At 67.9% G+C, this 26,065-nt stretch carries 23 protein-coding genes; 12 read left to right on the top strand and 11 right to left on the bottom strand.

Annotated elements, in window-relative coordinates:
• Window positions 1–39: 39 nt before the first annotated feature.
• Genes ABZ942_RS25240 through ABZ942_RS25225 form a run of 4 tightly spaced genes read right to left on the bottom strand, consistent with a single transcriptional unit; the run spans window position 40 to window position 5,113 of the window.
• Entirely contained in the window at window positions 40–642 is a 603-nt protein-coding gene (locus ABZ942_RS25240; RefSeq protein WP_014981574.1) for an ATP/GTP-binding protein, read from the bottom strand.
• Window positions 623–997 carry a DUF742 domain-containing protein gene (locus ABZ942_RS25235; protein ID WP_040731099.1) on the bottom strand — a complete coding sequence of 125 codons (375 nt, stop codon included), beginning with the start codon at window positions 995–997 and terminating at the stop codon, window positions 623–625. Before ABZ942_RS25235 ends, ABZ942_RS25240 begins: the two co-directional genes overlap by 20 nt.
• A 7-nt stretch (window positions 998–1,004) precedes the next feature.
• On the bottom strand, window positions 1,005–1,418 hold the full coding sequence (locus tag ABZ942_RS25230) for a roadblock/LC7 domain-containing protein (protein WP_011207200.1): 414 nt from the start codon (window positions 1,416–1,418) through the stop codon (window positions 1,005–1,007).
• Window positions 1,415–5,113: an ATP-binding protein gene (locus ABZ942_RS25225; protein WP_357386002.1), complete on the bottom strand. Its 3,699-nt coding sequence runs from the start codon at window positions 5,111–5,113 to the stop codon at window positions 1,415–1,417. Before ABZ942_RS25225 ends, ABZ942_RS25230 begins: the two co-directional genes overlap by 4 nt.
• A gap of 316 nt (window positions 5,114–5,429) precedes the next feature.
• On the opposite strand from ABZ942_RS25225, the gene ABZ942_RS25220 reads away from it, so the two are divergent.
• The 5 genes from ABZ942_RS25220 to ABZ942_RS25200 all read left to right on the top strand — a co-directional run bounded on the left by ABZ942_RS25220 (window position 5,430) and on the right by ABZ942_RS25200 (window position 11,677).
• A complete protein-coding gene (locus tag ABZ942_RS25220; RefSeq protein WP_357386000.1) occupies window positions 5,430–7,466 on the top strand; it encodes an AMP-binding protein in 2,037 nt (678 codons plus the stop codon).
• Window positions 7,467–7,608: 142 nt separating this feature from the next.
• On the top strand, window positions 7,609–7,995 hold the full coding sequence (locus ABZ942_RS25215; RefSeq protein ID WP_357385998.1) for a hemophore-related protein: 387 nt from the start codon (window positions 7,609–7,611) through the stop codon (window positions 7,993–7,995).
• A 166-nt stretch (window positions 7,996–8,161) separates the two neighbouring features.
• Window positions 8,162–8,878 carry a response regulator transcription factor gene (locus ABZ942_RS25210; RefSeq protein WP_357385996.1) on the top strand — a complete coding sequence of 239 codons (717 nt, stop codon included), beginning with the start codon at window positions 8,162–8,164 and terminating at the stop codon, window positions 8,876–8,878.
• Window positions 8,875–10,239, top strand: coding sequence for a HAMP domain-containing sensor histidine kinase (locus ABZ942_RS25205; RefSeq protein WP_357385994.1), 1,365 nt, complete (start codon window positions 8,875–8,877; stop codon window positions 10,237–10,239). The genes ABZ942_RS25210 and ABZ942_RS25205 overlap by 4 nt, the downstream gene beginning before the upstream one ends.
• Before the next feature lie 268 nt (window positions 10,240–10,507).
• Entirely contained in the window at window positions 10,508–11,677 is a 1,170-nt protein-coding gene (locus tag ABZ942_RS25200; RefSeq protein WP_357385992.1) for a hypothetical protein, read from the top strand.
• A gap of 199 nt (window positions 11,678–11,876) precedes the next feature.
• On the opposite strand, the gene ABZ942_RS25195 is transcribed toward ABZ942_RS25200, so the two are convergent.
• The 4 genes from ABZ942_RS25195 to pdxH all read right to left on the bottom strand — a co-directional run bounded on the left by ABZ942_RS25195 (window position 11,877) and on the right by pdxH (window position 15,864).
• Window positions 11,877–12,236: an FKBP-type peptidyl-prolyl cis-trans isomerase gene (locus ABZ942_RS25195; protein WP_357385990.1), complete on the bottom strand. Its 360-nt coding sequence runs from the start codon at window positions 12,234–12,236 to the stop codon at window positions 11,877–11,879.
• 46 nt (window positions 12,237–12,282) lie between these two features.
• A complete protein-coding gene (locus tag ABZ942_RS25190; protein ID WP_357385987.1) occupies window positions 12,283–13,593 on the bottom strand; it encodes a citrate synthase in 1,311 nt (436 codons plus the stop codon).
• A gap of 188 nt (window positions 13,594–13,781) precedes the next feature.
• Entirely contained in the window at window positions 13,782–15,065 is a 1,284-nt protein-coding gene (locus ABZ942_RS25185) for an MFS transporter (RefSeq protein WP_357385985.1), read from the bottom strand.
• A 70-nt stretch (window positions 15,066–15,135) separates the two neighbouring features.
• A complete protein-coding gene (gene pdxH, locus ABZ942_RS25180; RefSeq protein WP_357385983.1) occupies window positions 15,136–15,864 on the bottom strand; it encodes a pyridoxamine 5'-phosphate oxidase in 729 nt (242 codons plus the stop codon).
• 128 nt (window positions 15,865–15,992) lie between these two features.
• On the opposite strand from pdxH, the gene ABZ942_RS25175 reads away from it, so the two are divergent.
• Together ABZ942_RS25175 and ABZ942_RS25170 are read left to right on the top strand one after the other, a co-directional pair.
• Window positions 15,993–17,141, top strand: coding sequence for a citrate synthase 2 (locus tag ABZ942_RS25175; protein ID WP_357385981.1), 1,149 nt, complete (start codon window positions 15,993–15,995; stop codon window positions 17,139–17,141).
• Between the two features lie 100 nt (window positions 17,142–17,241).
• Entirely contained in the window at window positions 17,242–18,117 is an 876-nt protein-coding gene (locus ABZ942_RS25170; RefSeq protein WP_357385979.1) for a polysaccharide deacetylase family protein, read from the top strand.
• A 75-nt stretch (window positions 18,118–18,192) separates the two neighbouring features.
• On the opposite strand, the gene ABZ942_RS25165 is transcribed toward ABZ942_RS25170, so the two are convergent.
• On the bottom strand, window positions 18,193–18,867 hold the full coding sequence (locus ABZ942_RS25165) for a hypothetical protein (protein ID WP_357385977.1): 675 nt from the start codon (window positions 18,865–18,867) through the stop codon (window positions 18,193–18,195).
• 167 nt (window positions 18,868–19,034) lie between these two features.
• Between ABZ942_RS25165 and serC the strand changes: the two genes are divergently transcribed.
• The 3 genes from serC to ABZ942_RS25150 all read left to right on the top strand — a co-directional run bounded on the left by serC (window position 19,035) and on the right by ABZ942_RS25150 (window position 22,546).
• Window positions 19,035–20,159: a phosphoserine transaminase gene (gene serC, locus ABZ942_RS25160; protein WP_357385975.1), complete on the top strand. Its 1,125-nt coding sequence runs from the start codon at window positions 19,035–19,037 to the stop codon at window positions 20,157–20,159.
• A gap of 199 nt (window positions 20,160–20,358) precedes the next feature.
• On the top strand, window positions 20,359–21,429 hold the full coding sequence (gene sepH, locus ABZ942_RS25155; protein ID WP_357385973.1) for a septation protein SepH: 1,071 nt from the start codon (window positions 20,359–20,361) through the stop codon (window positions 21,427–21,429).
• Window positions 21,430–21,802: 373 nt separating this feature from the next.
• Entirely contained in the window at window positions 21,803–22,546 is a 744-nt protein-coding gene (locus ABZ942_RS25150; RefSeq protein ID WP_357385971.1) for a hypothetical protein, read from the top strand.
• On the opposite strand, the gene ABZ942_RS25145 is transcribed toward ABZ942_RS25150, so the two are convergent.
• A complete protein-coding gene (locus ABZ942_RS25145; protein ID WP_357385969.1) occupies window positions 22,543–22,824 on the bottom strand; it encodes a DUF2537 domain-containing protein in 282 nt (93 codons plus the stop codon). The two genes, ABZ942_RS25150 and ABZ942_RS25145, sit on opposite strands and share 4 nt — an antisense overlap.
• A gap of 557 nt (window positions 22,825–23,381) precedes the next feature.
• Here ABZ942_RS25145 and ABZ942_RS25140 point away from each other — a divergent pair.
• The gene (locus ABZ942_RS25140; RefSeq protein WP_357385967.1) at window positions 23,382–23,579 is read left to right on the top strand and encodes a hypothetical protein; all 198 of its coding nucleotides are present in this window, start codon (window positions 23,382–23,384) and stop codon (window positions 23,577–23,579) included.
• A gap of 212 nt (window positions 23,580–23,791) precedes the next feature.
• Here ABZ942_RS25140 and ABZ942_RS25135 read toward each other — a convergent pair whose 3' ends face one another.
• Window positions 23,792–24,595 (bottom strand): RNA methyltransferase, encoded by an 804-nt coding sequence (locus tag ABZ942_RS25135; protein ID WP_357385965.1) that lies wholly within the window; start codon window positions 24,593–24,595, stop codon window positions 23,792–23,794.
• Window positions 24,596–24,806: 211 nt separating this feature from the next.
• Between ABZ942_RS25135 and ABZ942_RS25130 the strand changes: the two genes are divergently transcribed.
• The gene (locus ABZ942_RS25130; protein WP_357385963.1) at window positions 24,807–26,012 is read left to right on the top strand and encodes a GNAT family N-acetyltransferase; all 1,206 of its coding nucleotides are present in this window, start codon (window positions 24,807–24,809) and stop codon (window positions 26,010–26,012) included.
• Window positions 26,013–26,065 lie beyond the last annotated feature (53 nt).

The raw sequence follows: 26,065 nt of genomic DNA, 5'->3' as shown, positions 1-26,065 counted from the left end.
TCCACTCGCATTCGGACGGGCGTGCTGCCGCGCGCGCACTCAGTAGCCTTGCATCACCTTGCGCAGCGCGTACTCGGTGAGCGCGACCAAGGCCTGCTTGGCCGGCTCGCGACGCCGGGCATCGATGGACAGGATCGGCACGTCCGCAGGCACCGCGAGGGCCTGCCGGATGTCCTCGATCGGGTATCGCGGCGCGTCGTCGAATTCGTTGAGCGCCACCAGGAATGGTAGGCCGCGCGCTTCGAAGTAGTCGACGGCCGCGAAGCTGTCCTCGAGTCTGCGGGTGTCGACGAGCACCACGGCGCCGATGGCACCGCGGATCAGGTCGTCCCACATGAACCAGAATCGGTACTGGCCCGGCGTACCGAAGAGGTACAGCACCAGGTCGTCGGCGAGGCTGATCCGGCCGAAGTCCATCGCCACGGTGGTGGTCGACTTCATCGGAATGCCCGTCAAATTGTCGATTCCGGTACTGGCATTGGTGACCAATGCCTCGGTGCGCAGCGGAACGATCTCCGAGACAGCACCGACCATCGTGGTCTTACCGACACCGAAGCCACCCGCGACAACGATCTTCGCCGACGTTGGCTTGCTGGTACGGGTGTCGACCTGCGCCGTCGAATCAAATACGCCGGAGTCCACTGAGAACCCTTTCGATCAGCTCGCGACGTTCATCGTCGCTGGAATCGTCTTTCAAAGTCGCCGAAACGCGTACATGCCCGGCCTCGATCAGGTCGGCAACCAGCACGCGAGCCACCCCGATGGGGATACCCAATCGGGCTGCTACCTCAGCGACGGACGGCGATTCTCTGCACAACTCCACGATTGACGTCTCGATGTTGGTCAGTTCGAACTGCCGCTCCAGGGCGACCGGATGCGATGCGACGAGTGCCTCCAACGCCAACTCGACCGCGGGCCTCGTTCGGCCTGCGGTCAACGAGTATGGGCGAACGAGACTGGGCTCGGCGCTCCCCAAGCGGTGATCTTCTATGTCCATCCCACCATCAGGAACCCATCGTGACACGTGGCGTGGCCTGGACTGTCTGGCCAACCCGCTCGACCAACAACGCCATCTCGTAGCCGACCTGACCGATGTCGCACGACGTATTGGTCAACACGGCAAGGTACGAGCCGTCGCCGACAGCCATGAGTAGCAGGTAGCCGTGCTCCATCTCGACGACGGACTGCAGCACGGTGCCGCCCTCGAACAGGTTCGAGACACCGACCGAGAGGCTGGCCAGTCCGGCGGTGACGGCCGAGAGCTGCTCGGCACGGTCGACGGGCAGCTGAGCACTCGCGGCCATGAGTAGGCCGTCAGCCGAGACCAGGACGGCATGGGCTACGCCAGGAACCTCGTTGGCGAAGTTCGAAACCAGCCAATCCAGCTGACGATTCGTACCACCTAGATCGGGGTTCATCGGTCTCCTTTATCTCCGGTTAAGTTCATTGCTCTCATTGCGCGGCCATCCCGGACGCCCTGCTGATGGCGACTCAAGCTGGACCTGATCGTTTCTGGATCACGGCTCGGTGCCCGATCCACCGCACCGTTGACGGCGCCCGGGACCAGCCTTCCGCCCGGATTGCGTTGCGGCAACCCGGCCGCCGTCCTTGTTTCGGATTGTGCCTCGCTGGCCGCGCGGGCCGCCTGCCAACCTTCATCACCCGGTGATTCGAAGGAGGCGGCCACGGTGGACCTGTCCATATTCGGGTCTGACAGCCATGCCGACATCATTTCCGCGAAAATTGGTGTTCCGCCCATCACGGAATCACCGGTTTCGACGGCGGGCTGGAGCCTGGTCTGGAAGAACGACGCCGTCCTGGTCGGGTTGGCCCGGTAACTGTGCCTGCCTGGATCGCCTCCTGCGGCCTCCGCGTCCTTCGGCTGTTCGTCGTTGCCGGGCAGCGTACCCCGACCACGTTGCGACAGACCAAGACCCGGCGATGCGTCCCGCTGCGGCGGGCCGTCACCCGGCTCGCGCTGCGGCAGATTCGGCGGCACCTGGGTGCCCGGCTGGCGTTGCGGCAGCCCGGTGGGCGTCGCGTCCCGCTGCGGCAGGCTCGCCGCCGCGGCGTGCCGCTGTGGCAGGCCACCGGCACTCGGATCACGCTGCGGCAGACTCGAATCACGTTGCGGCAAGCCACCCGCGCTCGGGTCACGCTGGGGCAGACCACCGGCACTCGGGTCACGCTGGGGCAGACCACCGGCACTCGGGTCACGCTGCGGCAGACCACCGGACGCGGACTCCCGCTGCGGCAACCCGCCAGCGCTCGGATCACGCTGCGGCAGACTCGAATCACGTTGCGGCAAGCCACCCGCGCTCGGGTCACGCTGCGGCAGACCACCGGACGCGGATTCGCGCTGCGGCAGCCCGTTCTCGCCACGATGACGCCGTGGCAGACCACCGGCCGTCGAATCGCGTTGCGGCAGACCACCCGCGCTCGGATCACGCTGCGGTAAGCCACCGGACGCGGACTCGCGCTGCGGCAGCTCACCGGCACCCGAATCGCGTTGCGGCAGACCACCGGCATTCGGGTCACGTTGGGGCAGGCCTTCACGCTGCGGCAGGCCATTGGGGCCGGTCTGCCGTGGCGGCAGGCCACCGGAACCGCTGTCGCGCTGCGGCAGCCCACCCGCGCTCGGGTCACGTTGCGGCAGCACGCCGGGCGCGGAATCCCGTTGCGGCAGCCCGTTCTCGCCACGCTGACGCTGCGGCAGACCGCTCGGCGGCTGCGCGAGCCCACTGATGCTCGGCTGCGGCACGCCGTTGCTACCCGGCTGACGCTTCGGCAATTCGCCCGAATTCGCGTCCCGCGGCGGCAGACCCGTCACGGTCGGCTCGGCCGGACCACCCGGCTGGCGCGGCGGCGGACCGCCCGGATTGAGATTGCGCTTGGGTAGGTTCGCGGCGGCGAGCTTGCCGCGCTGCGGTCCGCTGGACTGCTGACCCGGTGCGGGTCGCAGCGTCGGACCCGACTGCTGCGCGTTCAGCCCAGACGCCATCGAATTGCCCGGCTGCCGCTGCGGCAGGCCACCACCGGCCGGAATCGGCCCGCTGGACGAGGCATTCGGATTACTGACCGGGATCGGTCCGCTGACGCCGGGATCGACGGTCACCATGACATTGCCACCAGGGGTACGGGTGACCGACCGCATCTGCATCGACGACGGGCCGGCCGGCCGCGGCCGCTCCGGGGCCTGCGGGGACGGCGTGACGGGCTGCGCCGTGATCGGCTTACCCGCGACGATCAGGCCGCCGGGGACGTGCACGGTCACCGTGACACCGGGATCGCGGGCGGTGTCGAAGGTCGGCCGCAGCCGCACGGTGAGACCGTGCCGCTCGGCCAGCCTGCCGACCACGAAAAGACCCATGTGCCGAGCGGTATCGGGCCCCGGCTCGGCGGTCTGTTCCAACCGCCGGTTGATATCGGCCATCTCCGACGGCGGCATACCGATGCCCCGGTCGGCCACCTCGATGAGCATGCCCTGGTCGTGTGCCTGCGCGAAGGTGAACTTCACGTCGGTCTCCGGCGGGGAGGCGCGCAGCGCGTTGTCCAACAGCTCGGCGAACAGGTGCGCCATATCCGAGGCGGCGGGCTCGACCAGCGAACCACGCGGTGTGGCACCCAGTTTCACTCGCTCGTAGTCCTCGACCTCGGAGATCGCGGCGCGCAGCACGTCGGCGATCTCGACCGGGGCGGACTTGGCGCGGCGCTGCCTGGTACCGGCGAGGATGAGCAGGTTGTCGCCGTTTCGGCGCATGCGGGCGGCGAGATGGTCCAGCCGGAAAAGGTTTTCCAGCAGGCGCGGATCCTTCTCGTCGTACTCCATCGCCTCGATCAGGCTGAGCTGATGGTCGACCAGCGACTTGGATCGCCGGGCCAGCGTCTCGAACATGTCGTTGACCTGAGAACGCATCTGCGCCTGGTCGCTGGCGAGCCGCAGCGCCTGGCCGTGGATGTCGTCGACGGCGCGGGCCAGCTGGCCGATCTCCTCGGTGCTGCGCACCGGCATCGGCTCGAGCGGAACCTCTTCCGGCGAGGCGCCGGTGCGGAGCTGGGCCACCTCGTGCGGCAGATCGCTTTCCGCGACCCGCAGCGCCGCGAGGCGCAATCGGTGCAGCGGCACGATCATCGAGCGCGCGACGAACACGGCGAGCAGCAGCGCGGCGAGGATGGTCGCGACGACGACCGCGGTGTAGGTCCATGCGTCCCGCTGGGCCGTGGACACCAGCGAGTTCATCGCGCCGTCGATGTCCTTGGTCGCCTTGCTCACCACGAGCTCGTACACCGCGAGGCTGTCGGTCAGCGATTTCTTCAGATCGCCGACCGGCACCCGGCCTGCCTGTGCCTCAGTACCGTTGAGCAGGGCTACGCGAGTATCGATGCCCGCGCGCAGATCAGCGATAGATGTGTCGCCGTCGGAGAACCGGTGCGCCAATACCCCGAGCAGCGAGCGCTCGGTGTTGGCCGCGGTAAGGAAGCCCGGCGTACCGGTCTTCAGATCTTTCAATACGGCAGGGAAGGCGGCGACCTCACCGACCAGCGTGGCACGGGTGTTGAGCGAATCGACGAGGCGCAACTTGGCCGTGTCGACCGCAGTGTCGCTGACCTGGCCGACCGTCGTCTCGACGATCCGCACACTGTCGTTACGCACCCGGTCGATCAGCGCGATGGCATCCTCGGTCCGCCCGGTGCTGACGCCCTTGCCTTGCTGACGCACGGCTTTCGCCTGAGTGAGCATGCTGTCCAACGCCGCGCGGGCACCGGACACGCCATTGAGCTTGTCGGCGGCCTTGTCCGCGTTGGCAATCGCCTTGTCGAGATCGGCGAGGTTCTGATCGGTCACCACGGACACGTTGTCCGCGACAGCGATCATCTGCGAGCCGACCACCGTCGCCGTCTGCGCACTGAGCGCGGTGACGGCGGGGATCGCCTGGACGTTCTCCGCGACGTCGGCGAGCCGACCCGAGTTGGTGAACTCCGATGAAATCCTGGACACGCCAAGGCCTACCGCGACTGCCAGGGGGACGGCGAGAACTGCCGTCACCTTCCAGCGCAGGTCCCAGTTGCCGAGCGCCCAGCGCCTTCTGCCGGACCTAGCGGCCTCACGCATCTCCCACTCACTTTCCAAACTGGCCCCAACCACGCGCCATCAGCGAACCTCCACACGCATACTGGCTCGACAGGCGGAGCTGGCCGAGAACTGCGGCTGGCCGAGAAATTGCGTCTACGACGGCCCAAATAAGTGACATCAGATTCTAACGGATCAATAACTTCTTGGGTGACTCCGAGTAAGCATGCGATCCTTGACCTGGCCGTTCCAGGCAAAACCAAAGGTCACAACACCCACCCGGGCGTCGCGTGAAGTCTGCCACAATCAACCAGATCTATCGAGGCGGGCATCGAGGCGAGGCTAGGGAGTCACGGGTTTGAACGTGCGGCACGAGTACCGACCGGTCTATCAGACCAGCTTGGTCGACCCCGCCGAGTTCTGGGCCGGGGCGGCTGAAACGATCGACTGGGTGGTGCCACCGACCCAGATCCTCGACCCGGCAGCACGTCCGGTGGCCAGGTGGTTCACCGACGCTCGCCTCAACACCTCCTTCAACGCCCTCGACCGGCATGTGCACGGTGGCTCTGCGGCAGAGGGGGGCTTAGCTGATCAGCCCGCCTTAATATACGACTCCGCTATGACCGGCACCAGAGGCGTTTTCACCTACGCCGAATTGCTCGAAAAGGTAGCCACATTCGCGGGTGCGATGAGCCGGCTCGGGGTCGTCGCGGGCGACCGCGTCATCATCTACCTGCCGATGATCCCCGAAGCCGTGATCGCCATGCTGGCCTGCGCGCGGATCGGCGCGGTGCACTCGGTGGTGTTCGGCGGCTTCGCGGCGCCCGAGCTCGCGGCGCGCATCGACGACGCGCAACCCGTGTTGATCATCACAGCGTCGGGCGGCCTGGAACCGGGCAAACAGCTCGAATATCCGCCGATTGTGTTGCAGGCCTTGGACCTCGCCGAGACCACCGCGCCGCGCACGGTGATCGTGAAGCAGCGCCCGCAGTTCCCGACGATCCACTTCTCCGCGCCACAGGCCGCGACCGAATCACTGCCGAGTTCCGCACAGACCGTCGCGGCACAGTGGCTTGATTGGGACGACGCTGTCCGAGATGCGCCACCGGCCGAGCCGGTCCCGGTCGCCGCGACCGATCCCCTCTACATCCTCTACACCTCGGGCACCACCGGGAAACCCAAAGGGGTAGTTCGGGACAACGGCGGACACGCGGTTGCCCTCGCCTGGTCCATGCGCAATATCTACGACATCGGCCCCGGCCAGGTGATGTGGACGGCCTCCGATGTCGGCTGGGTCGTCGGGCACTCCTACATCGTCTACGCGCCGCTGCTGGTCGGCGCGACCACGCTGCTGTACGAAGGCAAGCCGGTCGGCACGCCCGACGCGGGCGCCTACTGGCGGGTGGTGGCCGAACACAATGTTCGCGTGCTGTTCACCGCGCCGACCGCGCTGCGGGCGATCCGCAAGGCCGATCCGGAGGCCGAGCTGGCGCACAGCCACGACCTGTCGTCGCTGCGCGCGCTGTTCTGCGCGGGCGAACGACTAGATCCGGCGACCTACGCCTGGGCCGACGAGATCCTGCTCGCCGATCGCACGGACTGCCCCGTGGTCGACCACTGGTGGCAGACCGAGACCGGCTGGCCGATCTGCGCGAATCCGCTCGGCCTGCAACAACTTCCGATCAAGGCGGGTTCGGCGTCGGTGCCGGTGCCCGGGTACCGGCTGCGGGTGCTCGACTCCGAGGGCAACCCGGTGGCGCCGAATATCGAGGGCAACATCGTGATCGGGCTGCCGCTGCCGCCCGGCACGCTCACCGGGCTGTGGAACGACGACGAGCGCTACAAGCGTTCGTACCTGTCCGCCTACCCCGGCCACTACCTCACCGGCGACTCCGGTTACTTCGACGAAGACGGCTACCTCTACGTCCTCGGCCGCAGCGACGACGTGATCAATATGGCCGGGCACCGGTTGTCGGCGGGCAGCATCGAGGCGGCCATCTCGGGCCACCAGGCGATCGCCGAGTGCGCGGTGATCGGCCTGCCCGACGAGCTGAAGGGGCACCGGCCGCTGGCGTACGTGGTGCTCAAGTCGGGCGTCGAGGTCGACCCGGCGCAGCTGCGCGACGAGCTGATCGAGCGGGTGCGCTCGCAGATCGGCGCGATCGCCACGCTGCACGACGCCGTGATCGTCACCGCGTTGCCGAAGACCAGGTCCGGCAAGATCCTGCGGAAGACCATTCGGCAGATCACCTCCGGTGAGCAGTACGAGATTCCGTCGACGATCGAGGACCCGGCGGTGCTCGAGGCGTTGGAGGAACAGATTCACGCCGCGAACGGCGCCACACCGGCTACCGAGGACCCGGTAGCGACACCGGACGTCGGCTCACCTGCCTGACCTCTTCACGAAATCGTTCGTCCCGCTTAAGGATTGGCGCGTGCTCAGAGATTCCTTAGGGAACGTTCACACGGGTGCCAGTGCGGCCGCCTAGCGTCGAGGGCGCTAGGTACGAACCCCTCGACGAACTGGAGTCACACCCATGAAGCGTTCTGTTGGCCGTCCCGCCGTCGCCGCACTCGCCGCGGGCGGGCTGGCCACCGTTGCCGTGTTCCTCAGCCCGGCGATCGCGTCGGCCGGTCCGATGGAGCTGGCCGGTCCGCTGCTGAACTCGGACTGTACGTTCGCCCAGGTCGACGCCGCACTGCACGACAAGGCGCCGCAGCTCGCCTCGATGCTCGACTCGAACCCGTCGCAGAAGGCCGAACTGCAGCGCAAGTTCGATCAGCCGGTCGAGCAGCGCCGGGCGGAACTGCAGCGGGCCATCGACGAGAATCCGAACGCGGTCCAGCAGGCCCAGAACGACCCGCGCTTCGCCCAACTGCGCGGAACCATCCAGGCCGTCGCCGATTCGTGCCACAACTACTGACTCCCCCGCCTCTGCGCGCCTTCAGGCCGGACTCAGGTGCCACGGACGTGGCGTTGGCGCCCGGCGGTAAGCGGGGCAGGCAAGTTAGCCGGTACCCGGTGAGTTACCCATGTGCAAACGAAATCGCTCGGTCGCCTAACCGATCCTTAGTCCCCGCGAGAGCAGAATGAGCGACGTGACCGAGCGGACTACGACCCCGACCGTCCTCGTCGTCGATGACGACGAGGACGTGCTCGCGTCGGTCGAGCGCGGGCTGCGGCTTTCTGGCTTCCACGTGCTGGTGGCCAGGGACGGTGGGCAGGCGCTGCGCAGCGTGAACGAGCACGCGCCGGACGCGATCGTGCTCGATATGAACATGCCCGTGCTCGATGGCGCCGGGGTGGTGACCGCGTTGCGCGCGATGGGCAACGAGGTGCCGATCTGCGTGCTCAGCGCGCGGGCCTCGGTGGACGACCGCATCTCCGGGCTGGAATCAGGTGCCGACGACTATCTGGTCAAGCCGTTCGTGCTGGCCGAGCTCGTCGCGCGGATCAAGGCGCTGCTGCGCAGGCGCACCGATACCCAGTCGCCGACCACGCCGGGCGCGATCACCGTCGGCCCGCTGGAGGTCGATGTCGCGGGCTACCGCGCGCTGCTGAACGGCACCGAAATCGAGCTCACCAAGCGGGAATTCGAGCTGCTGTCCACGCTGGCGCGCAATATCGGCGTGGTGCTGAGCCGGGAACGGCTGCTGGAATTGGTGTGGGGCTACGACTTCGCGGCCGACACCAATGTGGTCGATGTTTTCGTCGGTTATCTGCGGCGCAAGCTGGAGGTGGACGGCGCGCCCCGGTTGTTGCACACGATCCGCGGGGTCGGGTTCGTCTTACGGACACCCAAATGACCTCGGTCACCGCGCCCAAAACCCGTCGGCGCCCGGCCTTTTCGCTACGGACCCGGGTCGCGGGCGCCGCGGCCGCCGGTGCGGTGGTGATCGTCTCGGTGATCAGCGTGATCAGCATCCACGCGATCGAGCGCAACAATGTGCGGCAATCCGATCAGCAGCTGAAGGTCGCCTCGCGCATCGTGCTGATCGAGCCGGTCATCGTGGTCCGGTTCATCAGCCTGGTCCCCGGACTCGACAACGACATTGCCGTCACGGTGCGCGACGACGGCAACGTTATCGCGAGCACCCCGACCCAATTGCCCGATCTGGCACCGGGTTCGCGGACGGTCCCGGTCGGCGGCACGCCCTACCGCATCCTTTCGACGTCCGAGCATCAGCCTGCGGGCCGGGTGGTTTCGATGGGTCTGCCTGCCGCCTCGTCGGCCGCGGCGACCGCCGAGCAGCAGCGCTGGGTGCTCGGCGGCGCCCTGTTCGCCATCGCGGCCGCCGCGGCGCTGGGCTGGCTGCTGGCCGGGCGCGCGGTGCGTCCGATCGTGCGGCTCACCCGTCAGGTCGGCGCGCGCAGCGGCCTGCCGGATCCGCAGAACCCGCAGACACCGGTGGACGGGTCGGGCGTGCGCGAGGCGGAAAAGCTTGCGGAGGCGGTGAATACGATGCTGCAGCGGGTGGACGAGGCACAATCGGCGACGGCCGCCGCGCTGGAGACCGCGCGCGATTTCGCCGCGGTGTCCGCGCACGAGCTGCGCACGCCGCTCACCGCCATGCGCACCGATCTGGAGGTGCTGCGCACCCTCGATCTGGACGAGGCGCAGCGCGCGGAGATCCTCGCCGACCTGCAACGCAGCCAGGGCCGGGTAGAAACCACCCTGGCCGCGCTCGAGCGGCTCGCCACCGGCGATCTCACCAACGAGCGCGACCATGTCGCCACCGATGTCGGCGACCTGTGCGACCAGGCCGCGCACGACGCCATGCGGCACTTCCCCGGGTTGAAGGTTCGCATCGACAGCGACACCGAGCTGGTCACCCGCGGCCTGCCCGCGGGTCTGCGCCTCGCGGTGGACAACGCGCTGGCCAACTCGGTCAAGCACGGCCGCGCCACCGAGGCCCTGGTGTCCGCGCACCGAGCACCGAACGGGCACATCGTCATCAGCATCGACGACAACGGTCGCGGCATCCCGCCGCACGAGCGGCAGGCCGTCTTCGACCGCTTCTTCCGCGGCAGCCAGGCGAGCAAGGGCGGCTCCGGCCTCGGCCTGGCCCTGGTCGCCCAGCAGGCCCAATTACACGGCGGCCGAGCCTATTTCGACGACGGCACACTAGGCGGCATCCGCCTCGTCCTAGACCTCCCCGCCCCCTGACCGCCGCGCACATCTCCTCGCCCCGCGCACGAAACAGCCGACAAATCCGTGCGCAGCCCGCCAATCCGTGCGCAACCCGCGGAATCGTGCGCGGCACTCCGATCACGGCGCCGCGTAGGTTTTCGTGCGCGGCGCACATCTTGTCGGGCCGCGCACGAAATCGCTGGCGAATTTGTGCGCGAGGCGCAGAATCGTGCGCGGGGGTCCTTAGTGAACTCTCATGGAAACGCCAGTGGGTGGGTTATGTGGGGGTTCTATGGTCGGGGTTGTGATCGGAAAACGCGCCTGTTGGGGTCTTCTCGCCGTTGCTCTTGTCAGTGCTGGCGCGCTCGGCGCCGGGCTCACCGCGTGTAGCCGATCCGACCATGGGCCCACCGGTATTGCCCTGGTCAACGCCGATACCGGGCCGACGGGGGCGAAGGTGATCAAGGCGTTGCAGGATGCGGGCGGGTACGAGTGGACCGCGGCCAAGCCGGGCGAGGCGCGCACCGACGACTACGCCGCGGTGATCACCTTGCCTGCCGACCTCACCGAATCCATGGGCACGCTGGCCGGTGCGCAGCCGCGCCGGGCCAAGGTCACCGTGGACACGCACAAGGGCGCCGATACCGGCCTGGTGAATGGCGCGGTCACCGAGGTGACGCACCGGGTCGGCGCGGCGGGGGTGGATGCCGCGCTGTCCGCGGTCGGGCAGGCGCGCAGCCAGATGACGCAGGCGCAGTTCACCGCCCAGTTGCTGAAGGCCGGGGTGAACGCGGCCGCCGCGGGCTCCGAGCAGTTCAGCTCGGGCGCCGACCAGCTGCTCGGCTTCCTGAACTTTGCCAAAGAGGGTTCCGCGCAACTGACCTCGGCCATCGCCCTGCTGAACTCGACCGTCGGCGGCGCCACCGCACAGGCGAATCAGCTTGCCGCCGCACTGGATTCGACCGGTATCACGATCGCGCAGGTGGAGCAGACGGCGAACACGGTGAGCTCCGGCCTCGACCAGATCCTCCCGCCGCTGCGCGCGCTGCCCTTCGCCAATGATCCGGCGCTGGCCGACATCATCAAGAAGCTCGAAGCCCTGCAGGGCATTTCGGGCCAGGCCGGTTCTCAGCTCACCGGCCTGGGCTCGCTGGTCGGCGGCGCGGTCGACCCGAACACCGATCTGGGCACCCTGCTGCACACCGTGGTCGACCGGCTGACCAGTGCCAGTGCGCAATTGAACGAGGGCGCGAAGCTTGCCGCGGACCTGCCCCGGCTGGCCGACCAGGGCGGAGCCCAATTGGTCAGCGCCATCAGCCAACTCACCGGCGGCATCACCCAGCTGCAGACCATCGTCGGCAACCTGAGCACGCAGACCGACAAGGCCGTCGATACCCTCCCCCAGCGCAGCACAGCCCAGCAGTCCGCGCTCGCCCTCGCACTGACCGATCCGGTCGAGGTCGTCCGGCAGTAGAAACAGCGATGGCCCGCGTCCCAGAGAGCTGGCACACGGACCACACAACCCAGCCACTTCGGAGCGAGTCCTACGAGCGACCCGTTCGCGGCCCGTCTCGTGTCCCAGCTGTCGAAGCGCATGCGCCGCAGGCGCGAGTCTCGACAGCTGGGACACGAGACACCAGGGGGCCGCGAACACGCCGCGGCCACGCGGCAAATTACCTGGCGTCCAGCAGATCGATGACGAAGACCAGCGTCTTGCCCGCGAGGGGGTGTCCGGCACCGGCCGGGCCGTAGGCCAGCTCCGGCGGGATCGTGAGCTGGCGGCGGCCGCCGACCTTCATGCCGGGGATGCCGTCCTGCCAGCCCTGGATCAGGCCGCGCAGCGGGAAGTTGATGGCCTCGCCGCGGTTCCACGAGGAGTCGAACTCTTCGCCGGAATCGAATTCCACACCGACGTAGTGCACCTCGACGTTGCCGCCGGGCACGGCTTCTTTGCCTTCGCCTTCGATGATGTCCTTGATCACCAGCTCGGCCGGCGCAGGGCCGCCCTGGAACTCGATCTCCGGCTTGGTCATTCGGCGTATCCCCTTCGATTAGGTGATGGTGGGTGAAACGGTGGAACTAACGATTGGTGATCTCGCGGTAGTCGCGCGCGCCGTAGCCGGTGTAGATCTGCCGCGGCCGGCCGATCTTCAGTGGCTCGCTGTGCATTTCGCGCCAGTGCGCGATCCAGCCCGGGAGGCGGCCCATCGCGAACAGCACGGTGAACATGCGGGTCGGGAAGCCCATGGCCTTATAGATGACGCCGGTGTAGAAGTCGACGTTCGGGTACAGGCGACGCTCGACGAAGTACTCGTCGGTGAGCGCGGCCTCTTCCAGCGCCTGCGCGATGTCGAACAGCTCGTCGTTGCCGAGCTTCTGCAGGATCGCGTCGGCGTGCTTCTTGGCGATCGCGGCGCGCGGGTCGTAGTTGCGGTAGACGCGGTGCCCGAAGCCCATGAGCTTCACGCCGTCTTCCTTGTTCTTGACCTTGCGGATGAATTCCTTCACGTCGCCGCCGTCGGCCTTGATGCCGTCGAGCATCTCCAGCACAGCCTGGTTCGCGCCGCCGTGCAGCGGACCCCACAGGGCGTTGATGCCGCCGGATACCGAGGTGAACAGGTTGGCGTCGGAGGAGCCGACGAGCCGGACCGTCGAGGTGGAGCAGTTCTGCTCGTGGTCGGCGTGCAGGATGAGCAGCATGTCCAGCGCCGCGGCGACCTCGGGGTCGACCTCGTACGGCTCGGCCGGGAAGCCGAAGGTCATCCGGAGGAAGTTCTCCACCAGGCTCAGCGAGTTGTCCGGGTAGAGGAACGGCTGGCCGACGGACTTCTTGTACGAGTAGGCCGCGATGGTCGGCAGCTTGGCCAGCAACCGGATGGTGGACAGCTCGACCTGTTCGGGGTCGCGCGGGTCCAGCGAATCCTGGTAGTAGGCCGACAGCGCGTTCACCGCGGAGGACAGCACCGGCATCGGGTGCGCGTTGCGCGGGAAGCCGTCGAAGAACCGCTTCAGATCCTCGTGCAGCAGCGTGTGCCTGCGGATCCGGTCGGTGAAGTCGTCCAGCTGGGTCTGCGTGGGCAGCTCGCCGTAGATCAGCAGGTAGCTGACCTCGATGAAGGTCGACGTGCCCGCGAGCTGGTCGATCGGGTAACCGCGGTAGCGGAGGATGCCCGCCTCACCGTCGATGTAGGTGATCGCCGACTTGGTCGGGGCGGTGTTCATGAAGCCCGGGTCGTAGGTGACGTACCCCGTGCTGGCCAGGAGCTTTCCCAGCTCGATTCCGTCGTTGCCTTCGGCGGCCTTGGCGACCGTCATCGGGAACTCCCCGCCGGGGTAGGTAAGCACCGGCTTGGCGTCTTCGTCGACGTTGATGATGTTCTCAGCGGGCACGGAAGGATCCCTCTCAGGCTAGAACCGTAGGCATCGTCGCGGTCGGCGCACGATGCACTTGTCTCAACGCTAGACGTTCACCGACACGGACAACCAGGAGGGTAGTCCTGCGGCACCTCACAATCACCTCGTGGCCGAGTGAGGCCCGAACAACTCGTCCAACAACAGTTGCCGAATGTTCGCCGCGCTCATGGTGCCACCATTTCCGCATGTGCGCGGCCTACCCGGTATCGCACGAATGCCGGGAATGCGACGGCGGCGATCACGACGCCGATCACCACCAAAGCGCCACCACCGGCCGCCGCCACGGCGGTACCCAGACTCGCTGCCGCAAAACCGTGGGCAACATCACCGATTCGCGGCCCACCTGCGACAACCACGATGAACACGCCCTGCAGCCTGCCGCGCATCTCGTCGGTGGCGACCTGCTGCAGCATGGTCACCCGCAGCGCGGCCGAGACCATGTCCACCGCGCCGCCGAAGGCCGAGCAGATCAGCGCGAGCCAGAGCCCGACGCCGAGGCCGAGCCCGTGTCCGGTGAATCCGATGGCAACGCCGAAGCCGACCATGGCCACGCCCCACAGCGCGATGCAGACGAGCACGGCAAGGCCCTGGCGACGAATGCGCGGTATCCAGCCGGAGAACACCCCGCCGAGCACCGCGCCCGCCGACATGGATGCGAACAGCAGGCCGAGCGCGACGCCGCCGGTGGTCGGATCGCCGAAGGTCTCGTGCGCGATCTGCGGGAACAGCGCGCGCGGCATGCCGAACACCATGGCGATCACGTCCACCGCGAACGAGGCGAGCAGGATCCGCTGGGTGGCCAGGTAGCCGAAACCGTCCAGCACCGTGCGGAATCCGGCCTTGCGCGCGGATCCGGTCGGCGGCAGCGCGGGCAACCGCCACACCGCCCAGATCGTGGCGAGCAGGGCGATGGAGTCGATCAGGTACAGCGTGGCCAGCCCGACCACCGGGATCAGCGCGCCGGCCAGCACCGGTCCGGCGATGGCGCCGAACTGCATCACCGTCATGCTCAGCGAATTGGCCGCGGCCAGTTGGTCTTCCGGCAGCAGCCGCGGGATGGTCGCGCTGCGCGTCGGCTGGTTCACCGCGAAGAACGCCTGCTGCACCGCGAACAGGCCGAGCACCACCCACACGTTGTCGATGCCCGACGCGGCCTGCACCCAGAACGCCACCGCCGTCAGCCCGGTGCCGACATTGGTGATGAGCATCAGCTTGCGCCGGTCCATCACGTCCGCGAGCGCGCCACCCCACAGGCCGAACACGATCAGCGGCACCAGGCCGAACAGCCCGGCCAGGCCCACATAGCCCGAGCTGCCGGTGATCTGGAAGATCTGCTGCGGCACCGCGACAATGGACAGCTGCGCACCGATGATGGTGACGACACCCGAGGTCCACAGGCGTCGATAGTCGGGATTGCGCAGCGGTGTGGTGTCGGCCAGCAGTCTCACCGGCGGCAGCGTAGCCAGTCGACGCCGGTTGATTCGAATTGATATTTGTCACCCGCGCGTCGGGAATACCTCAGGGCTGTAGTCGCTGCACCGTCATCGCGTCCTGATCGATGAGCACCCGAATCCGGTTGTGCAGCCTGCCGTGACGCCCCTGCCAGAACTCCACCTCGTCCGGGCGGAGCAGGAAGCCGCCCCAGTGCGGCGGCACCGGAATCTCGTCGACGGTGTCGAAGCGCGCGACGGTCTCGGCCATCAGCCGGTCCATCTCGGCGCGCGAACCGATCGGCTGGGACTGGTGCGAGGCCCACGCGCCGAGCTGCGAATCACGCGGCCGGGAACGCCAGTACACCGCGGTGGTCTCGGCGGCGACCCGCTCGATCGCGCCGCGCACATGCACCTGCCTGCCGAGCGCGGGCCAGACGAAGGTGACGGCGGCGAACGGCACCGCGGCGAGCTGGCCGCCCTTGGCCGAGTCGTAGTTGGTGTAAAAAGTCACACCCTCCGGTGAGAGCCCTTTACACAGCACCGTCCTGGCCACCGGTCGCGGCGTGCCGTCGGCCAGTGACACGGTGGCCAGCACCATGGCGTTCGGCTCCGCGACGCCGACCGCGGTCGCCTGCTCGATCCAGTGGCGCAGCAACGGCTCCCAGCCGCCGGCCAGCCAGGTTTCGTCCAAATCAACGTCTTCGCCGCTGCCGAACGGGGCGCCGCCGTAGTCGGCGCGCATGCCCGCGAGATCGGTGCTCGGCGGGATATCGGCCGTCTCCTGGCCGCCGGGTGAATTGTCCAGGTCACGCATGGGCCAGACGTTACTCCGCGGTAGCAAGGATCTAAGGTGATGGTGATCGGCATGTGCTCGGCGAGCCTCATCAACCCCTGATCGACGCGAGCATCATGCGGCCCGAAGTTGCAAGGAGAAGTCACACCATGACTACCACCCCCGCGGTGCCTACCGGGCAGACCGCCGTACCCAGTGATTTCGTCAGTGGCCTCGAGGGCGTGGTGGCTTTCACCACCGACATCGCCGAGCCCGACAAGGACGGCGGCGCGCTGCGCTACCGCGGCGTCGACATCGAGAACCTGGTCGAGGGCCAGGTGACCTTCGGTGATGTCTGGGCCCTGCTGGTCGACGGCGAATTCGGCCGCGGCCTGCCGCCCGCCGAGCCCTTCCCGCTGCCGGTGCACACCGGCGACGTGCGGGTCGACGTGCAGGCCGGCCTGGCCATGCTCGCCCCGATCTGGGGCTACCAGCCGCTGCTCGACATCGATGACGAGACCGCACGCGACAACCTGGCTCGCGCCTCGGTGATGGCGCTGTCCTACGTCGCCCAGTCCGCGCGCGGTATCTACCAGCCCGCGGTCCCGCAGAAGAAGATCGACGAGTGCCACACGGTCACCGAGCGGTTCATGACCCGCTGGAAGGGTGACCCGGACCCGAAGCACACCGAGGCGATCGACGCCTACTGGGTGTCGGCCGCCGAGCACGGCATGAACGCCTCCACCTTCACCGCGCGGGTGATCGCCTCGACCGGCGCCGATGTCGCGGCCTCGCTGTCCGGCGCGATCGGCGCGATGTCCGGCCCGCTGCACGGTGGCGCGCCCGCCCGCGTGCTGCCGATGATCGAAGAGGTCGAAAAGACCGGCGACGCCCGTGGTTTGGTCAAGGGCATCCTGGACCGCAAGGAAAAGCTGATGGGCTTCGGGCACCGGGTGTACCGGGCCGAGGACCCGCGGGCCCGCGTGCTGCGCGCCACCGCCAAGCGACTCGCCGCGCCGCGCTACGAGGTGGCCGCCGCGCTGGAGCAGGCCGCGCTGGCCGAGCTGCGCGAGCGTCGCCCGGATCGGGCGATCGAGACCAACGTCGAGTTCTGGGCGGCGGTGATCCTCGACTTCGCCGAGGTGCCCGCGCACATGATGCCCGCCATGTTCACCTGCGGCCGCACCGCTGGTTGGTGTGCGCATATCCTCGAACAGAAGCAGCTCGGCAAGCTGGTGCGTCCGGCGGCCATCTACACCGGGCCCGCACCGCGCCGCCCGGAGGACGTCGCGGGCTGGGCAGCCATCTCGCACGCATAGCAATAGTTCGATGATATGACCGCGAGCCGAATGTCCTGCACCAGTTGGACGTTCGGCTCGCGTAGCATCCGTGGCTGACTTCGAGAAGAGGGGTTGACGGATGTTCGAAAGAGGACTGTCGCGACGGCGGATGTTCGGCGTCGGCGCCGCGCTGGCCGCCGGGTTCGCCACCACCGGATGTGGCACGGCACAAAGCGATACGGCGTTCGCGCAGTCGAATTCGACGAGTCCCTACCCGGTCGCGGGCGATTCCCCGGTGGTTGCCAAGGCCGCACCCGCGCCGAACAACTCCCCCGCCGCCGTGGCCGCCAGGCACGCCGGTGAGCAGCCGAAGCAGTGGGGCGTCGAGTTGGCGGGCATCATCAGCACTTTCGCGGCCACCGGCAAGCAGATGGCGCTGACCTTCGACGCGTGCGGCGGGCCGGGCAACAACGACATAGATGAATCGTTGGTGAACTTCCTGATCGCCCACGAGATTCCGGCCACCTTGTTCTTGAACAAGCGCTGGATCGACGCGAATCAAGGGCGGGCCGCCCAACTGGCGATGAGCCCGCTGTTCGAACTGGCCAATCACGGTGTGGCACACCGGCCACTGTCGGTGAACGGGCGCGCCGCCTACGGGATCAACGGCACCGGGTCGGCTCAGGAGGCGGCCGACGAGGTCTGGGCCAATCACGAGCGACTGACCGGACTGGTCGGCAAGCCACCGCGGTTCTTCCGCGCGGGCACGGCGCACTACGACGAGGTCGCCGTCGCCATCGTGAACGAATTAGGGGAAACCCCGGTCGGTTTCAGCATCAACGCCGACTACGGCGCGACCGCGACCGCCGCCAAGGTGCAGGCCGCGATGAATGCCGCTGCGCCGGGGGCGATTTCACTCGCGCACATGCACCGGCCGCAGTCCGGCACCGGCGCGGGCATGATCGCCGCCCTGCCGACCATCCGGGACATGGGCTTTACCTTCGTGCACCTCTGAGCCACACGCCTTTCGCCGAGCCGCACCGAGAATCGCATGCGATCTTCGGTGCGGGGAATCAGCAAGCGTGCGGGGTCAGTCCTCGCCGAGCGAGGCGGCCCAGTCGACCGCCACGGATTCGCCGTGGTCGACGGTGAAGAAGGCGACCTCCAGGTGCTGGCCGAGATCGACCAGGCCGATCGCGGCCAGCGGCACCGGTTGGACGAGGCGGACGAGCCACGGCTTCGGCTCGTCCCAGGCGCGCAGTTCGAGGTCGAGGCGCAGCACCGGATCGTCGCGGCCGGAGTAGTCCGCGGCGACCGGGGTCGCGGCGAGCACCGTCGCGTCGGCGCGGCGGCCGTCGGCGAGGATCTTCGAGAGGCTGACCCGGCCGGTCTCCGCGAAATCGGGCACGTAGAGCACCAATCGATCCCGATCGCCCGGATCGACTCGGCAGCACACCACATCGCCGGGCTGCATCCATTCCAGATTCGCCTCGGACACCCGCTGTCGCACCCTGGTCTCGTACGGCGGTATGCCGTCGACCAGTACCCGCACCCAGAACACCTGCCCCGGCGCCCCGCCCACCGCGAGTTCGCCCGCCGTCGCCTTGGCGCTCGGCCGCACGCCGAGGATCGTCGCCGAACCCAGCGCGCCACGCATCAGCAACTCGCGCCGCGCACCATCGGAAATCGCGCCGATGTGCCGTCCGAAGGTCCGTGGCCGTCGTCCGAGCAATCGCCACCCCGAGTTCGTCGACGCCATGTTCATGGGCGCAAAGGTTAGCTGGCGTGTGGTCGGCGACACAGCAATACCACCGCAACCCGAGCAGACCGTGCCGAATCCGGCGTGGCGCGCCCACGCGGGCGCCCGTGGCCTCGAGCACAGGTGCCGACCCGCACGAACCGGGCTGGTCCGACACGCTTTACCCTGTTGGCATGACCACTGCGTTCCCGACGATCCCCGACGACCTCAAGCCCGCCGACGGACGATTCGGCTGTGGCCCCTCCAAGGTGCGACCGGAGCAGTTGCAGTCCCTGGTGACCGTCGGCGCCTCGGTGTTCGGAACCAGTCATCGGCAGAAGCCGGTGAAGGATGTGGTCGCCCGGGTGCGCTCGGGTCTACGCGAACTGTTCGGGCTGCCCGACGGTTACGAGGTGGTGCTCGGCAACGGTGGTACCACCGCGTTCTGGGATGCGGCCGCGTTCGGCCTGATCCGGGAGCGTTCGCTGCACCTCACCAACGGTGAGTTCAGCTCGAAGTTCGCCAGTGTGGCCAAGGGCAACCCGTTCATCGGCGACCCGATCGTCGTCTCGGCCGAGCCGGGCAGCGCGCCGGAGCCGGTGTCGGATCCGTCGGTCGACCTGATCGGCTGGGCGCACAACGAAACCTCCACCGGCGTCTCGATTCCGGTGCAGCGCCCGGCGGGTTCGGAGAACGCGCTGATCGCGATCGACGCCACCTCGGGCGCGGGCGGTCTGCCGGTGAACATCGCCGACGCCGACGTCTACTACTTCGCGCCGCAGAAGAGCTTCGCCGCCGACGGTGGCCTGTGGGTCGCGCTGATGAGCCCCGCCGCGCTGGCCAGGGTCGACGAGATCAAGACCTCGGGCCGGTGGACGCCGGAGTTCCTGTCGCTGCCGATCGCGATCGACAACAGCACCAAGGATCAGACCTACAACACCCCGGCGCTGGCCACCCTGCTGCTGCTCGTCGACCAGATCGAGTGGCTCAACGGCAACGGCGGCCTGGACTGGGCGGTCAAGCGGACGCTGGATTCCTCGTCGCGCCTGTACAACTGGGCCGAGTCCAGCGAATTCGCCACGCCGTACGTCGCCGACCCGGCACACCGCTCGCAGGTGGTCGGCACCATCGACTTCGCCGACTCGGTCGACGCGGCCGCGGTGGCGAAGGTGCTGCGCGCCAATGGAATCGTCGACACCGAGCCCTACCGTAAGCTGGGCCGCAACCAGCTGCGCGTCGGCATGTTCCCGGCCATCGACCCCGAAGACGTCAGCCAGCTCACTCGCAGCATCGACTGGGTCGTGCAGAATCTGGGCTGACACACCGGGATCGAGCGCGACACGCCACAGATGACACGCCGCACCGAGAACTGCGGTAAGTCGAACAGAGCAGATTAGCGGGGTGCGGGAGTCTCTTCGGAGATTTCCGCCCCGCGTGTCTCGCCCCACGAATCCCAGAAGTGCACTACTGTTTCGGAAAGTGGGCGGTGTCGCGGGTCGACGCGGTAAGGAGGTAACGGTGCGTGAACTTCGAGTGATCGGGGTGACGCCCGACTCCACGCACATCGTGTGTATCGACACCGAGTCCGGCGCGAAATACCGGCTTCCCGCCGACGACAAGCTACGAGCCGCAGCGCGCGGAGACCTTGCCCGATTCGGCCAGATCGAGATCGAAATGGAAGCAACTATGCGTCCTCGCGATATTCAGGCTCGTATCCGTGCCGGCGCCTCCGTCGACCAGGTCACCGAAGAATCCGGCATGCCGGCCAGCCGTGTCGAGCGGTTCGCCTACCCCGTGCTGCTGGAACGGGCCCGCGCAGCCGAACTCGCGCAGAAAGCGCACCCCGTCCGCCCCGACGGCCCCGCCGTGGAAACCCTCATCGATGTCGTCACCGCAGCCTTCACCGAGCGCGGGCACAACATCGAGGGCGCCGAATGGGACGCCTGGAAGGACGAGAAGGGCTTCTGGGTCGCCCAATTGCAATGGCAGAACGGGCGTTCCGAGATCGCCGCACACTGGCGCTACCAGCCCGACGCACACGGCGGATCGGTCTCCCCGCTCGACGACCCCGCCTCCGACCTGATCGATCCCGACTTCGGCCGCGCGCTACGGGGCCTCGCGACGATCCTGCCCGCCGAGCCGGAGGTCGCCGCCCCCGCGCCGCAGCCGGAACCCACCGTCGAACCGCTTCCCGCGCCCGCGGCGCCGCCCGCGCGTCCCGCGGCACGCCAGCAGAGCCAGCCCACCCTGGACGAGTACTACGAGCAGCGTGCCGTCGCGGCCGGTGGCGCGAACACGCCTGCCATCACGGCCGGCGCGACCGCAACCCCTACCGCCGCAACCACTGCGACGCCTGCTGCGGCAAACCCGGCGCCCGCACCGAGCGCACCCGCACCGACGGCGCCGAGCACCCCTGCGGAGACCGCCCCGGCCGCGCCTGCCGCATCGGCGAAGCCTGCCGCCGAGGAACCCGCCAAGCCCGCTGCGAACGCCAAAGCGCCTGCGAAGTCCGCCCGCACCAAGCGTGGCAAGGCGCCTATGCCGTCCTGGGAGGACGTGCTGCTCGGGGTGCGAAGCTCGGGGCACTGAGATCGCCAGCTGCTCTCCTCGTGGAGCTGCACGGTACGAAGGCTTTGTCCGCAGCGCATTGTCATGTCCGCGCTGCCCGGCAGGGGTGACAGGCAATTCCCCGCCTGGCAACTGATTTCGTGAGCACATGGGTAGCTCGTCGGGGGACTGGCCGACGCCTTCACCCACATCACCGCTGGCCGCCAACGCAACTCGCAACGCGCCTAAGTCTGGCTTGAATACGCGGAGAGGCGGAACAGAGTAGATTTTTAGGGTGTGGTCGACGACGCGCAAAGTAGCGGGCGAGGCACCTGGTCGGTGAATCGCTCGATATCACTGTGCGTTGCTCGAAGTTCGCGGAGCTGATTCGTGCAACCATCGGGAGGTGCCGGAAATGCTATCGAAAGCTTCGTCGCTCTGGTACGTCGACGCACCCGATCCGCTGACGGTCCTGCGGGCCAACCATGATCCAGATCCCGATGCCGCACTGGCGCTGGCGAAGCAGCTGTACAGCGACCGGGATGTGCTGCCGATCATGGTCGGCACCCTCGCGGGCTGTGCGGGCCCGGACCTCGACGAGGTCTACATCGGTTGCTACCCGGGCGTGACGGTCGTGTGCTCGGCGCAGGCCGCGCGGATCCACCCGACCGAGATCCCGGAACTGCTGGTCCGCCCGCTGGCCTCCGAGCACACCTATCTGGTGTCGTTCGACACCGCGCACGGCTGGGGCGCGTTCGCGCATTGGGAGCGCGGCGAATTCCGCAGGGCGTTCAGTTCCAGCCGGGTGAACATCCTGGAGGACGAAGGCCTGCCGCTGGTGTGGGAGCGGCCGTACTGGGCGGGCGATCATCCGGTCCGCTGGCGCGCGGGCGAGCTGCCCGACCCACAGACCCTGCCGTTCGATCCACCCGATTTCGCCGACGCCGCCAACAACGAATGGCTCGGCTTCCACTATCGTTCCCCCGCCGCCGAGGGCGCGCTGGTGCCCGGCGACGTCGCGGTGTGCGGGTTCACGCTGTATCCGAAAGGCCAAGCGCCCGACCCGGCCACCCGCATCCCGCCGCAGCAGGAGCCGGAAAGCGTGCGCCCGAGACGCGGCCTGTTCGGCTGGCTACGCGGCCACGACCGGGTCTCTTAACCCGCAAACCCGTTGATCAGCAGCGCCACCCAGCCGAGCAGCACCCCCGCCGCGCCACCGCCGACCACCCACCTGGTCACCGGCGTCCACCGCCATCGCCACACGGTCGGCGCCGCACCACCGGCCGCGATCAGGTTCACCGCCACCGCCAGCAGCGGATGCACCTCGGCGAGCGCCCGGCCGAAGGAGAACACCGCGACCGCGGCAAGCAGCCCGACCATGATCGCGACGGTGATGCCCGTGCCCCACGGTGTCGGGCCCTGATAGTAACCAGTCACGAAGTCCTCACCTGCTCATCGAACTCCATCGCGACCGTACTGGCCAGTCGCAACGGGCCGGTGTCGACCATCAATGCCCTGCCCGCCGTCGGCCGACCGGGCTGCAGCACCGGGTCGCGCGGGCGGGAAGGGCTTCGAATCCTTCGCGGCGAAGTATATCCAGGCCGCCGGGCAATCTCCGGACGAACGCGCTGTCCGGTCAGGACAATCGATATCCAGCCTCGACCAGCCCCATTCCCTGATTCCCCGCGTCGAATCATTGCGGCCAGATATCCCGGCGCGACAGCTTCGGCCATGGATTGCACAAAAGGGAGGGCAACCATCATGAACAGGCGAGCCATACAGCTGCGCTGATCGCCGACTACGACACTTACGCCGATATTGCCGAAATGGAAATCGGCACCACCGTGGACGATGCACAGACCACGCTTCTCACCTCGACACTGGAGTTCTGCGCCGGGCTACACGATTGTTGTCACCCACGATGTCTCCGCTGCGCACTGAGCATTCGGGCACGGCATCGAACCGAGCACTCGATCGCAAGAAAGGTATCTGATATGAGCAGCACCACCAGGATCCGGCAGCTGATCTCGAACTACGACACCTATGTCGGCGTGGCCGAAATTCGAGTCGATGGCGCCGCCGGGGCGGAGCGCATTACGTCCTCGGATCAGCCCGACTGCATCAGTTGTTCCGGCACACACAGCGCTACCTCTGTAACCTATACGACCATTTATGCGCCCGCGGCGAACTGAACTCAGCCGAAAGTCCGATATATAAGCAACGCAACCGCGAACTCGTCTCGAATTACGAAACATACGCCGACGTCGCAGACATTCGATTGGGCACCGATGTCGCCAGGAGCGAACGAATCCGACCCTGCCGACCACCTTCTCCACGACCATACGTATTGCGGCGTCAGCATCACAGCGACAAGCCAGTACTGCCCGGCGTTTCGGCAGGGAGGTCACGCAGTCCGCACGCGCTCGTAGAACGCCATCGCCGCAGCCGTCGCCACATTCAGCGAATCGGTGCCCGGCGACATCGGGATCCGCGCCCGAACGTCGGTGGCCCGCATGGCTTCCTCGGTCAACCCCGGCCCTTCGGCACCGAGCAGCAGCGCCACTCGTTCGCCGGTCATCGCCATGGCAAGGTTCACCGCCGCTGGGCTCGGCGTCAGCGCGATCATCTGAAACCCTTTGCGCCGGAGGATATCCAAGCCGTCCGGCCAGTCCGGCACCTGCGCGAACGGCACCCGCAGCACGTGCCCCATGGACACCCGCACCGAGCGGCGATACAGCGGATCGGCGCAGCGATCGCCGAACAGGATCGCGTCGACACCGAGGCCGGCCGCGTTGCGGAACATCGAGCCCAGGTTCTCGTGGTCGTTCACGCCCTCGAGCACCGCGACGGTGCGGGCCTTGTCGATGACGTCGTCCAGGCTCAGCGTCGCCGGACGGCGGGCGACGGCGAGCACGCCGCGGTTCAGATGGAACCCGACCACCTCGGCCATCACCTCCGCCGTCGCCCGGTAGTACGGCACGTCGACTTCGGCGAGATCCTCGGCCAGTTCCGTGTATTTGCGCGCGACCCCGAGCAGCGCAGTCGGCCTGAATCGCGAATCGAGCATCCGCTGCACGACCACCACCCCTTCCGCGATCACCAGGCCCTGACGGCCCGGCAGATCGGGTCGGCGATCGGCCGACTTGAGGTCGCGGAAATCGACTACCCGCGGATCGGCGGGATCGTCGATGTCGATAACTTCGGCCACCGCTTCATCCTGCCCGGCCTGTACGGCCCACCACCCATGGGCCCGACATGAGCGACGCACCGATTCCGGCCGGGCAACCGGCAGCGGCGGCAAAGTTGACGAAATCGCTGTTCTCGGGCCTGAATGATGGACGGACCGGACAGCGCGGGCGGCGGACCGACGCCACGAAATGCGGATGCGCGCAGCGGTGCGGACGTGCGAAGGTCGTGCCATGACGCTGCCAAACGGAATCACCATTCGGTCGGCTACCGCGGCCGACGACGCGGCCATCACGCGGCTCGCCGATACCGCCTTCGGCATGCGATCGCCCTCGGCGACGCTGGCGCCGGAGGCCAGGGTGTTCGCCATCGAGAATGCCGTGGTCGCGGTTGACGGCGGACGGGTGGTCGGGGCGACGAAGGCGACACGGATGACGCTGACGGTGCCGGGTGAGCGTGCGGTCGAGGCGTGCGGCATCGCGGCAGTCTGTGTCGCGCCGACGCATCGGCGGCGCGGCATCCTGCGAGCGATGTACACCGAGCAGCATCGGCGCACCGAGGCGGACGGGGTGGCGTTGACCATCTTCACGGTGAGCCAGGGCACCATCTACGGGCGCTTCGGTTACGGGCCGACGGTGCGGGAGAACGCGGTGAGCATCGATCGGCGGTTCGCCGAATTCCGGCCGTCGGCACCGGATCCCGGTGGCGTCGAACTCGTCACGCTCGCCGAGGTGACCGATCAGGTGCAGGCGATCTATGACCGGTGGCGCCGGATCGTGCCCGGCGCCCAGGTGCGCCCGGAGGCCAGCTGGGCGATGCTGTTCGCCGACCCGGTGGCGGTACGCGGCGGCGGCACCGATCTGTTCGCGCTGCTGCATCCGGACGGATATGCGCTGTACCGCTACCGCCGTGCCGAGAACGTCAACATCGCCGAGGTGGTCGAGCTGCGGGCGGTGACCCCCGACGCGCACGTCGCGCTGTGGCGGGCGCTGGTCGGGCTCGAGCTCGTGCAGCGGGTCGACGCGGCGCTGAGCGACAACGACCCGCTGCCCTACCTGCTCACCGACGTCCGACTGGTCCGGACCAATGCGCGTTATGACGCACTGTGGTTGCGGCTCATGGACATTCCCGCTGCGCTGACCGCCCGCACCTACCAGCGCGACCTGGATGTCGTACTCGCGGTGGCGGATCCGTTCCGCGACGCGGGTGGCACCTTCGCCCTCACCATCCGCGACGGCATCGCCGAATGCACGCCGACCACGCGTTCGGCCGATATCGAGCTCGGCATCGACGTCCTCGCCAGCATGTACCTCGGCGCCTACCCCGCGCGCGTCTTCACGGCGGCAAACCGCCTGCAGGCCAAGGATTCCGCCAAGGCACGCGCGATCGACGAGGCCTTCGGCACCGAGCGCGACGCTGTGCTCGGCTGGTTCTTCTGAGCGTTTGCGGAGGGCGACTACGCCGGTGCCCCGTGGCCGACGGTAGCGGGTAG

This window comes from Nocardia sp. NPDC046473 (genome assembly GCF_040645995.1).
Classification (GTDB): domain Bacteria; phylum Actinomycetota; class Actinomycetes; order Mycobacteriales; family Mycobacteriaceae; genus Nocardia.
Note: the sequence above shows the minus strand (reverse complement) of the source record. Positions and strands in the feature narration are given on the sequence as shown.